Raw genomic sequence first — 10869 nt, 5'->3', positions numbered from 1 at the left:
CAATACAAATTAAAATAAGGGGAAGGTTTTGTCTCTAGCCGCTCGTAGTCAATTAAATAAAAAAGTATTCGTTAGCGCATCCGCTATTATTATTGCCCTTTTGCTATTCGCCGCAGCATTACCTAACCAGGCGCAAAGTTTATTCACGATTGTACAATCAAGTATTATCGATAATGGCAGCTGGTTTTACGTGCTTACGGTTGCATTTATATTCTTTTTTGTAATTTTCTTAGGATTCTCTCGATATGGAGACATTCGTTTAGGGCCAGATCACGCCACGCCTGATTACTCAATGTTGACTTGGCTTTCAATGCTATTTGCGGCCGGAATGGGCATAGGCCTGATGTTTTTTGGCGTAGCAGAGCCCTTAATGCATTACTTGTCGCCACCAACAGCAGATAAAGGCTCTGTAGCTGCGGTGCAAGAAGCAATGAAGATGACTTTTTTCCATTGGGGACTTCATGCGTGGGCAATTTACGCCATTGTTGCTTTAGTTCTTGCCTATTTTAGTTATCGTCATAGTTTACCCTTAACGTTACGCTCTGCGCTTTATCCATTAATTGGAGATAAAATTTATCAATGGCCAGGGCATATGGTCGATGTTTTTGCTGTTGTAAGTACCGTATTCGGTGTTGCTACTTCTTTAGGGCTTGGTGCTTCGCAAGTTAATGCAGGTTTTAATTATTTATTTGGCATTGATGTTTCTGTGACTAATCAAATACTCATTATGACAGGAGTTATCGGGCTTGCTGTTATATCTGTGACTACTGGGCTTGATAAAGGCATTAAAATACTGTCTGAAACTAACATGATTTTAGCTGTTATTTTATTAATATTTATTTTTGTATTAGGCCCAACGGTATTTTTATTACAGGCTTATTTACAAAATATTGGCGATTACTTAGCAGATATTGTGCATAACACCTTTAACTTATTCGCTTATAAGAAAACCGATTGGATCGGCGGCTGGACAATATTTTATTGGGGCTGGTGGCTAGCTTGGGCACCTTTTGTTGGTTTATTTATCGCTAGAATTTCTCGTGGTAGAACGATTAAAGAGTTTATTATTGGTGTTATGTTAATCCCAACATGTTTTACCTTGTTTTGGATGACAATTTTTGGCAATAGCGCCATTGATTTGGTGCATAACCAAGGTGTTGCAGAGCTCGGAGAAATGGTCAGTAAAGACTCATCAGTGGCGTTATTTGTTTTCTTAGAGAACTTCCCGATATCAACATTACTGTCTTTTTTTAGCGTGTTAATGATCGTTATATTTTTTGTTACCTCGTGTGATTCTGGCGCTATGGTGGTTGATATGCTTTGTTCACATGGTAGTAATAACACGCCATTATGGCAACGCGTTTATTGGGCTATTGGTATCGGCTTAGTGGCGGGTATTCTATTGCTTGCTGGTGGGCTTAACGCCTTACAAACCATGACTATTGCCAGTGCTTTGCCTTTTGCTTTGGTGTTGCTACTTGCCATTGTTGGCTTAATTAAAGCCCTAAGGGTTGAGGCATTTAAACAAGAGAGCCAGTTAATCTCAGCAGTTCCCCATGCGGGGAATGAAAGCAATGACAGTTGGCAGATGAGATTAAAAAATATTGTTGATTATCCGAACAAAGCTAATGTTAATAAATTTATTAATCAAATTATTGCACCGGCGTTTGAAACTGTTGCGACAGAGTTGAAGAAGAATCAAGTCAGTGTTGTAGTTTCGTATGAAGATGGCTTGAGCTTGACTGTTGATCATGGCGAAGAGCAAGCGTTTGTTTATCGTGTACTTGCTCGAAAACATTCTCAACCCGATTTTGTCGTTGAAATTGATGAAGACGAAGATGAACAAAGTTACTACCGAGCTGAAGTGCATTTAGGTGAGGGCGGGCAAGATTACGACATTATGGGCTGGTCAAAAACGGCAGTGATCAATAATGTTATTGATCAATACCATAAGCATTTACACTTTTTACATTTACTACGTTAACCTTTAGGGGCGTCAGCTTTAATTATACTGCTGGCGCTCATTGCTTGTAATTCTAAAAGTGGTGCGGCATCTATTTCATCCGCATTCATCATTTCAGACAATCGTTCCATTGAAGAAAGTAATTGTGATTGTTCCCACTGGGCTAAGCTAGAGAACTTATTAATAAAGTGTTCTTGCAGTGCTTGTGGCGCACTCAATAATAATGCTTTACCGTCGTTAGTTAAAAATAAACCTACTTTACGCTTATCTTGTGTGTCACGTACTCTTGAAATTAAGCTTTTGTTTTCTAGCCTATCAAGAATATTAGTCACTGTTGCAGCACTTAAGTTAACGTTTTTCGCTACTTGGCTTGAGTTAATACCAGAGGCTTTATCAAGCTCTAACATAATTAATAATTGCGGGCTGGTTAAGCCAGATGTTTTATTAAGGTGTTTAGAATGCAAATCAATCGCGCGGATTACTTTTCTTAAAGCGATTAATAGTTCTTGATGTTTTTCCATAACAATAGGCTTATATGAGTTAATTGTGGTAGTTTAATCAAAATTACCAGATGCGACTAGGGTAAATGTATATTTAAGCGCTATTGTAAATACGCTTACGATAGGTGAGATACTAATATCATTGCTTTTTCTTGAAATTTAGTTGTTTAGCAATAAAAGAAACAAGTGAATAAATTCGTTTTATTTTTGCGGTATTTGTAAATTGAGTCAAAATATAAAAATAATAAAAGGGTAGGTAAATATGAGGTTTCCAAAAATAGGGCCTGCATTTTTAGTCACAGCAGCGTTTATTGGACCAGGTACCATAATCACTGCATCTATGGCTGGCGCTAACTATGGTCTTTCATTGGTTTGGGCCTTGTTATTTGCAATGGTGGCGACTATCGTTTTACAAGAGATGGCGGCAAGATTAGGTATTGTTAGCCAGCAAGGTTTAGGCGAAAACATTCGCCATGCGATTAAACAACCCGTAATTAAAGCCTTGGTTTTAATGCTTGTAGTTAGTGCTATTGTTGTGGGTAATGGCGCTTATCAAAGTGGCAATATTTCAGGTGCAAGTTTAGGTTTAGTCAGTGTTGTGGGGCAGCTAGGCTGGGAAGTTAATAATGCACACTACTTATTTCCTATTATTATTGGATTAATAGCTTTTTATTTATTAAGTACAGGTAGTTATAAGATTATTGAGCGAGCATTAATTGTTTTAGTTGGCTTAATGAGTGTTGCTTTTCTAGTCACTTTCTTTTTGAGTGAACCCAAATGGCATGAATTAATAACGAGCTTTGCTGCTTTTGAACTACCCAATGGCGCAACGTTAACTGTAATCGCGCTGATTGGTACCACCGTAGTCCCTTATAACTTATTTTTACATGCTTCTACTGCTAGTCAAAAATGGCATTCAATTGACGATATATCAACTGCAAGAAAAGACCTATTTATTTCCATTCCGCTTGGTGCGTTAATTTCAGTTGCGGTACTCTCAACAGCTGCTTCAGCATTCTTCGGTAAACAGATAAGCTTGCAAAGTGCAGCAGATATAGCGCCGGCTCTACAACCTTTATTTGGTGATTCAGCAAGCATATTTCTTGGTTTAGGTTTATTCGCAGCAGGTATATCTTCAGCAATTACTGCGCCTTTAGCAGCCGCTTTCGCCCTTAGTGGCATTTTGAATTTAGATAAAAACCTGAATGCTTTTGGCTTTAAACTGACTTGGATGATTATTTTAATTATGGGTGTCGTTATCAGCAGTATAGGTTTTAAGCCCGTGTCAGTTATTTGGTTTGCTCAGGTAGCGAATGGTATTCTTTTACCCTTAGTCAGTATCTTTTTGTTATGGATAATGAACACTAAGGTATTAGGGGAACATAAAAATAATGTTTGGCAAAATATTGCAGCTGCAGCTGTTATTTTTGTTACCTTAATATTAGGCGGACGTAGCTTAATGTCAGCGTTTGGTTTGCTATAACCGCTTTAGGTTAACAGTAAGATTGTACAAATAAGAGTAAAGGTTAATGGTTTAGTTTATGTTTTAATTTATGTTTTAATTTAACGTTTACTCTTATTAAAGTGCTGTTAAGTTGCTTATAGAAAATTAGATGGTTACTTCCTTATTAAAACAGCTTGTTTTCATTATCAAAAGCGGCTTTCATGTTATTAGCAAAGGCGATAAATTTTTCTTTAATGGTTCTTTTAACCGCAATAGTTAATGATCCTAAAACCACATTACCCTCAATAGTAATTACAGGCGCTTGCTTATTTGCCATTGAAGGAGCTTTATTCTCAATATCACTAATAACACCAAAAGACTTACAAACAACATTAATATTTTCAGGTACGTAAATTTTGTTACTGCCTAATATGCAATTTAATTTAATTGTTACATGTTGATGCTGAAAAATAGCGTCAGTAAAGTCGAGTACTGCTTCGCCTAATATACTATGTATGATGATAGTTTTTGGTACATTCCATTGGCCACTGCGTTCAAGGTTACCTAAAATATTTCTCAGACTTAAATTTTCATCACTTTCTGCATTACTATAGCTAGGGGTAAATTGGTGTACTTTATTATCATTATATTGTGTGTCAGCTTTTAAGGTTAAGTCAGCAACGAGAGCAATAATTTCTTGGTGCTTATTGCTGTTCATCGCGTCATCTAAACGACGTTCAAACGCTTCTGCTGAAATAACACCGTGACTATAGTTAAATATTAACTGATCGATTGTTTCTTCGCGTACTTGTTCAATTGGTCGGTCTTCCAGAATTACTGACATGTTCCACTCCATTATTTATATTTTATTTTGTATTAATGTTTATGTAATAAATAATAGCAAAGATAACGCCAAAATTTAAAGTTTATAAAATACAGTTGGTTATGAAATAAATCCATATTGGTTACTGTGAAATACGCCATTATTTAGTACAAAAATTAATACTCATCGTGTTTGTGGTTAAATCTTTAGGCTATTAAGCCTGAATTTACTTAGCGTGCTAACTAATGTTATAATTTTGCATTTTAGTTAGCAGGCTAAGTAGTAGGAGGGGGTTATGACCAAACAAGTTCCTTATTATGAATCTCTTAATTTAACACTGTGCGGTAATATGGGCCGTGTACATCGTCTATGTCGAGATGTAGTCACAATTGCTGTTGAGCCGCTAGGTTTAACACAATCTCGCTGGACAGCTTTAATACATATTCATATGCTAAAAGAAGGCGTTACACAGCATCAATTAGCTCAAAGTCTAGGAATAGAAATGCCTTCACTTACTCGTACATTAAAGCAATTAGAAGCGCAGTTACTTATTACCCGTTGTGTTGACGAACATGATAAACGCAGTAAGAATATTTATTTTACTGCGCAAGGTCGCAAAATATTGCATACACTGAAAGAAAAAATAGCTGAAGTTAAAAGCCAACTCTATCAGGGGTTTACTGATACTCAATTAGATGAAATGGCACAGGGCTTAATCAAAATGGAAAATAATGCTCAAAGCTTTATTGAAAATAATCTCGTAAATAAGGTAAGTAAATGACACCAGATGAAAAGTTCACACGTTATGTAAGATTTTCCCTCATAGGGTTTGTGATCGTATTTATTTATTATTTAGTCGCCGATATTTACTTGCCAGTAACACCACAAGCACGGGTTTATCACCCGGTAGTGCAAATATCACCACAAATTAACGGGCGGGTAACTAAAGTGTTGGTTAGTAATAACCAAAGGGTAAAAGCTGGCGACGTACTATTTAACATAGACCAAGGCCCATATACCTTAGCACTTGAGCAAGCACAGTTAATGCTTGATGATGCCAAGCTTCAGAATAAACGTTTAGATACTAATGTTAAAGCGATTGAAGCGAACGTTAGCGCTGCAAAAGCTAAACAGCATGAGCAACAATTGTTAAAAGATAGAGGGGAAAAGCTTTATAAAAACAACTCAATATCTGAACAGTCACTTGAAACTATTCGAGCTGATTTCGAGGCCAGTAAAGCCAATGAAACAGCATTAACTGCACAATTAGTTGAAGCAGTTTTAGCGCGTGGTGAGTTAGGTGAACATAACTTAGCAATCAGACATGCCGCTAATACACTTGCTCAAGCTGAGCTAAACTTATCTTATACGCAAGTTCGTTCGTTAAGCGATGGGGTAGTAACTAATTTACAATTACTCGATGGTGCTTATGCAGTAGCAGGTAAACCTTTACTGGCCATTGTGGCAAAAAAGGCCGACTTAGTGGCTGATTTTAGAGAAAAGTCACTAATGAATATGAAAGCCGGCGGCTTAGCTAGAGTGGTTTTTGATAGTCGACCAGGCGAAGTGTACGAAGCTAAAATATTGACTTTTGAAGCCGGTGTTAGCGATGGCCAACTTAGTGCGAATGGTATGTTAAGTACCACAGAAACCAGTAACCGTTGGGTACGCGATGCACAACGTCAACGAATTCACCTTAAATTATTAGATAATGAAGAAATGATCTCAAATATGCCAAGCGGCTCGCGAGCAACGGTGCAATTATTACCTGAATCAAGTTTTGGGCAATGGTTTGGCGCTGCACAAATTAGGCTTATTAGCTGGTTACATTACATTTATTAATAAGGGCATTATGAGTCAAATTAAAAGTGGTGCGCCAGAGTTAAATGCTAATGGTTTGCGACAAGCGTTGCGAATTGCGGGAGGCTGCACCATTGGTTTTACCTTAAGTAAACTGATGAATTGGCCTAATGGTATATTTTTTACCGTTTACCCTATGCTGCTTTTAGGTATGATGCCGACGCTAAACCGCAGCATTATTCGACAATTCATTGCTTCAGCGGGGTTTAGTGCCTTTATGGTACTGATAATTCAAGGACTATTTTCTCATTTACCGGTAGTAATGACATTATTTACCTTTGGTGCATTTTGTTTTTTATTTCATAAAATGAGCAATGGCAGTGCATTTTTATTTGGTGCGTTAGGCGTTGTTAGCTTATCGATACAATTGAATTTTTCTAGCTATATTGATCAAAACAGCACTATTTATCCGATTATTTTAAGTAATGGTCTGGCCATTTTTATCACCGTGATTATTGCCGCTACCATGCATGCTATATTCCCTGATGTTAGCGCACGAATACTGCCTAAAATGCCCACTAAAGCAAAAGAGAGTATTCGCCATGAAGTGTTACTTTGTGCGACTGTTGCTACGCTTTCTTTTGTTGTTTTTCAGGTGCTGGATTTAAAAGATTCTATTTCAGCGCAAGCCGCATCAGTGTTAATTTTGTTTTCTTTATGCTGGAAGGCAGCTGGCATGGCTGGTTGGCAACGCGCTATTGGCACATTAATAGGTTGTAATGCCGCGCTTTTATCGCAATTATTTTTATATAATCATAGCGATTTTTTATTATTTCCAGTTGTTATTTTATGGATATTGTCTTTTGTATTTTCTCGCTTTCATATCTTAGGGGGCGGTGCACCAGGTATAGGATTTGGCGTGTTAACGACCTTTGGAATTTTATTTGGGCAATCGTTAGGACCAGGACAAGACTTAATATACAGTGCGCTATACCGTTTTTCTTCAGTATCTGTAGCCATTGTTTTGAGCTTGTGTGCTATTTATATTATGCACCATTTTCTTAATCGCTTTAGCGTAACGCGCCACCATACGTTTGAATAAATTCGTTTCGCTTTGAAAATGTTGAAGGTTGTCTTCATTATTTTTTAAGTTTAAAAAAGCCGTTAAATCATAAGATGTAACGGCTTTTTATTCGCATTAGCTAAAGATTAAAAACCACACTGTTTACCTTGGTTTTTCTCTTTCAACCAAGTTTGTAATGGCGCGAAATAGTCAAGAATAGCGGTTGCATCCATTTGTTCACTACCTGTTAGCACTTTATAGGCTTCTTGCCATGGCTGGCTTGAGCCCATTTCAAGTACTTTGTTTAAAGCAGTACCGGCATCTTTGTTGTTATAAATAGAACAACGATGAATAGGATCTGTGTTACCTGAAATTTCACATAATGCACGATGAAATTCAAATTGTTGAATATGTGCTAAGAAGTAGCGCGAATAAGGTACGCCGCCGGGTACATGATACTTAGCACCAGGATCGAAGGCATTTGATTCGCGATCAATAGGCGCTCTAACGCCTTGGTATTTTTCACGTAGCTCCCACCAAGCAGTATTATAGTTTTCAGGCGTTACTTCGCCCGAGTAAACCTTCCAACGCCATTGATCTACCATTAAACCAAAAGGTATAAAGGCCACTTTATCTAACGCCATTTTCATCAGTAAGCCAATGTCTTTAGATTCGTCTGGAATAGTATCAATTAGGCCAATTTCTTTTAAGTACTTAGGTGTTACCGATAGCGCTATAGTGTCGCCAATGGCTTCGTGGAAACCATCGTTAGCACTGTTTTGATAATAAACCGGTTGGTTTTGGTATGCACGTTGATAAAAGTTATGACCTAATTCGTGATGAATAACAGAAAAATCTTCGCCAGTTTTTTGAATACACATTTTTATACGTATATCGTCTTTAGCATCTAAATCCCAAGCCGATGCGTGACAAACAACATCTCTGTCTGCTGGCTTAGTAAATAGAGAACGCTGCCAAAATGTTTCTGGTAGAGCTTCAAAACCAAGTGAAGTGAAAAACGTTTCTGCCCCTTTAACCATTTTAATTTCATCGTAATTATTGGCGGCTAATTGTTTAGTAAGATCGTAACCAGGATCAGCATTCTCTGGCGCAACAACGTCGTAGATATTCCCCCAAGATTGTGCCCACATATTGCCCAGTAAATGCGCAGGAATTGGTTGATCTTGTGGCACTTTATCTTCACCATAAGTTTTACCTAATTCTGTGCGTACATAACAATGTAAATCATCGTACAAAGGTTTAACTTGTCCCCATAAACGGTCAAGTTCTTTGGCAAACTCATCTGCCGACATATCGTAGTTAGAGCGCCACATAGCGCCTAAATCTGCATAACCTAAACCTTGGGCACCTTCGTTAGCAAGTTCTGCTTGGCGTATATATAATGGTTTCATGTCAGGGCTAATGGTGCGCCATCCTTGCCACATTTCTAGTAATTCATCGTAATTACGTGAGCTTGCCATTTTAGCCGTCATTTGGCCTAAACTCAGGGTTTCACCTGATTCAGTGGTGTAGTTTCCTTTACCATACATGCTATTTAATTCAGCACCAATTTTTGCTAACTCGGCTGATTTAGCCGGATCTTGAGGCGCGGGCATTACTAAACTTTGCTTTAGAATATTTAGCTTACGTCGTTGGTCGGCGCTTACATCAACCGTGTCAAACTTAGCGGCCTGCATGGCAAACCTAACACCGGCTTCTGTTGATTTTTGGTCGGCAATTGCGGCAAGTGCAGATGTATCATCTGTAATAAAGTTAGAATTTATCCAGGCAGCACGACTACCTTCAATATTGAGTTGTACTAGCTCTTTCTCGGTAGCAGTTAAAAATGTATCAACATCTTGAACCGTTAATGCCGTGTTGGCTTTGCTGACAGGCTTAACGTCATTATTTGTTGTTTTGTCGCCATTGCAAGCACTAAGACTTGTGGCAACGATAAGTGCTGCGGCGGTTAATTTAAACGTTGGTTTCATAAGTATCCATTTTGTTATTTGTTAGCGATTTTTTCGCGCATTAGTCAACTTAATATAAGATCATAGCTAGTGTAAATTGAGATGAGTATATTGGCAACAGAATTGCTTTTTTGGCAATTTTAATGGGCTAAATTTAACCGATGCTAAATTTTAGGCAAAAAAAAGCTCAGCGAAAGGGGTGCTGAGCCGTTATATAAATATACTAGGGAAAGTATGAAATTTGCGTTTCACAAAGTTCTTCGTAGAACGCCAAAATATAATAGCGATTTCAGGTGTTTTTTACTGTGTTATTTGTGTAAAACTTTGTAATCATTTTATGGCTCAAGTACTATAAATAGGGCAAGTGCGGGCTAAACAAAATAAAATTCATGAAAATAATTTATTTTTATTAATGCACTCAATATTGTTACTTATATTTTATCATTGGGCGAGTAACATTTTGTAAATTCATTATGTTTCATTTAAATTTTTAATGCTTTATTCACCTTTAATTTTATCAGGTCTTTATTCTGAGTTGCGTTATTTTAAACGCTTGTTTAAACTGCCTGTATTAATTGTTTATTTAACCAGAGTTACGGCGCTATTTATTTATGAGTACGAAGAATAAAATACTAGATGCAGCAGAGAGTCTGTTTGCAGATAAAGGTTTTAATGGCACTTCTCTGCGTGAAATTACCAGTCAAGCTGAAGTTAACTTAGCTGCGGTTAATTATCACTTTGGTTCGAAAAAAGAATTGATTAAAGCTGTTATGTCACGTTACATGAATGAGCTATCTCCACGTTTAGAGTTGGCTTTAATTGCAGTGTGCGAGCAAGATTCACCCAGTTTAATTGAAGTGTTCTCTGCTTTTATTGAACCCTTATTATCACTAAATGAGTTTAAAAATAATGGCACTAGTAATTTTTTACAGTTACTTGGGCGAGGTTATACTGATAGCCAAGGCTTTTTACGCTGGTTTTTAACTACTCAATACCCAGGTGTAATTGATAACTTTGTTATTGCTGTTCAAAAAGCTTACCCAGCACTTGGTGCTGAAGAAATGTTTTGGCGATTGCACTTTACTATGGGTACTGTAGTTTTCACTATGTCATCAAGTGATGCCTTAATCGACATTGCAAAAAGTGATTTCGAACGTGAATTACAAATATCAGATGTGATCAAAAATGTGATCCCTTATGTAGCTGCTGGTGTTGGCGCACCTATATCGGTAAATCACTCTCTATAGCTTTTATGAACAGAGTTGTTTTTCTTAATAGGCTTGTTTTGTATAAGTTAATACCAAGC

General features: G+C 37.4%; 9 protein-coding genes. 6 read left to right on the top strand and 3 right to left on the bottom strand.

Annotated features, from left to right (window positions below; translation table 11 throughout):
- Positions 1-28: 28 nt before the first annotated feature.
- Positions 29-1984, top strand: a complete 1956-nt coding sequence (locus tag B6A32_RS08305) for a BCCT family transporter (RefSeq protein ID WP_085302851.1) — start codon at positions 29-31, stop codon at positions 1982-1984.
- Here B6A32_RS08305 and B6A32_RS08300 read toward each other — a convergent pair.
- Positions 1981-2484 carry a MarR family winged helix-turn-helix transcriptional regulator gene (locus B6A32_RS08300; RefSeq protein WP_085302850.1) on the bottom strand — a complete coding sequence of 168 codons (504 nt, stop codon included), beginning with the start codon at positions 2482-2484 and terminating at the stop codon, positions 1981-1983. The genes B6A32_RS08305 and B6A32_RS08300 overlap by 4 nt on opposite strands.
- Positions 2485-2725: 241 nt before the next feature.
- Between B6A32_RS08300 and B6A32_RS08295 the strand changes: the two genes are divergently transcribed.
- Positions 2726-3946: an Nramp family divalent metal transporter gene (locus B6A32_RS08295; RefSeq protein WP_085302849.1), complete on the top strand. Its 1221-nt coding sequence runs from the start codon at positions 2726-2728 to the stop codon at positions 3944-3946.
- A gap of 145 nt (positions 3947-4091) precedes the next feature.
- Here B6A32_RS08295 and B6A32_RS08290 read toward each other — a convergent pair whose 3' ends face one another.
- Complete coding sequence (locus B6A32_RS08290; RefSeq protein WP_085302848.1) at positions 4092-4751, bottom strand: LiaF domain-containing protein; 660 nt, start codon at positions 4749-4751, stop codon at positions 4092-4094.
- 274 nt (positions 4752-5025) lie between these two features.
- Between B6A32_RS08290 and B6A32_RS08285 the strand changes: the two genes are divergently transcribed.
- From B6A32_RS08285 to B6A32_RS08275, 3 genes are read left to right on the top strand one after another with little or no spacing between them, the layout of a single operon-like run.
- Positions 5026-5511: a MarR family transcriptional regulator gene (locus B6A32_RS08285; protein ID WP_085302847.1), complete on the top strand. Its 486-nt coding sequence runs from the start codon at positions 5026-5028 to the stop codon at positions 5509-5511.
- Positions 5508-6572: an HlyD family secretion protein gene (locus tag B6A32_RS08280; protein ID WP_085302846.1), complete on the top strand. Its 1065-nt coding sequence runs from the start codon at positions 5508-5510 to the stop codon at positions 6570-6572. Before B6A32_RS08285 ends, B6A32_RS08280 begins: the two co-directional genes overlap by 4 nt.
- A gap of 10 nt (positions 6573-6582) precedes the next feature.
- Entirely contained in the window at positions 6583-7632 is a 1050-nt protein-coding gene (locus B6A32_RS08275) for a DUF2955 domain-containing protein (protein WP_085302896.1), read from the top strand.
- A 107-nt stretch (positions 7633-7739) separates the two neighbouring features.
- Here the strand turns inward: B6A32_RS08275 and B6A32_RS08270 are convergent, their stop codons facing one another.
- Entirely contained in the window at positions 7740-9584 is a 1845-nt protein-coding gene (locus tag B6A32_RS08270) for a M2 family metallopeptidase (protein WP_085302845.1), read from the bottom strand.
- A 590-nt stretch (positions 9585-10174) separates the two neighbouring features.
- Here B6A32_RS08270 and B6A32_RS08265 point away from each other — a divergent pair.
- On the top strand, positions 10175-10810 hold the full coding sequence (locus tag B6A32_RS08265; RefSeq protein ID WP_085302844.1) for a TetR/AcrR family transcriptional regulator: 636 nt from the start codon (positions 10175-10177) through the stop codon (positions 10808-10810).
- Positions 10811-10869 lie beyond the last annotated feature (59 nt).

Origin of the sequence: Colwellia polaris, assembly GCF_002104515.1 — a bacterium.
Classification (GTDB): domain Bacteria; phylum Pseudomonadota; class Gammaproteobacteria; order Enterobacterales; family Alteromonadaceae; genus Cognaticolwellia; species Cognaticolwellia polaris.
Note: the sequence above shows the minus strand (reverse complement) of the source record. Positions and strands in the feature narration are given on the sequence as shown.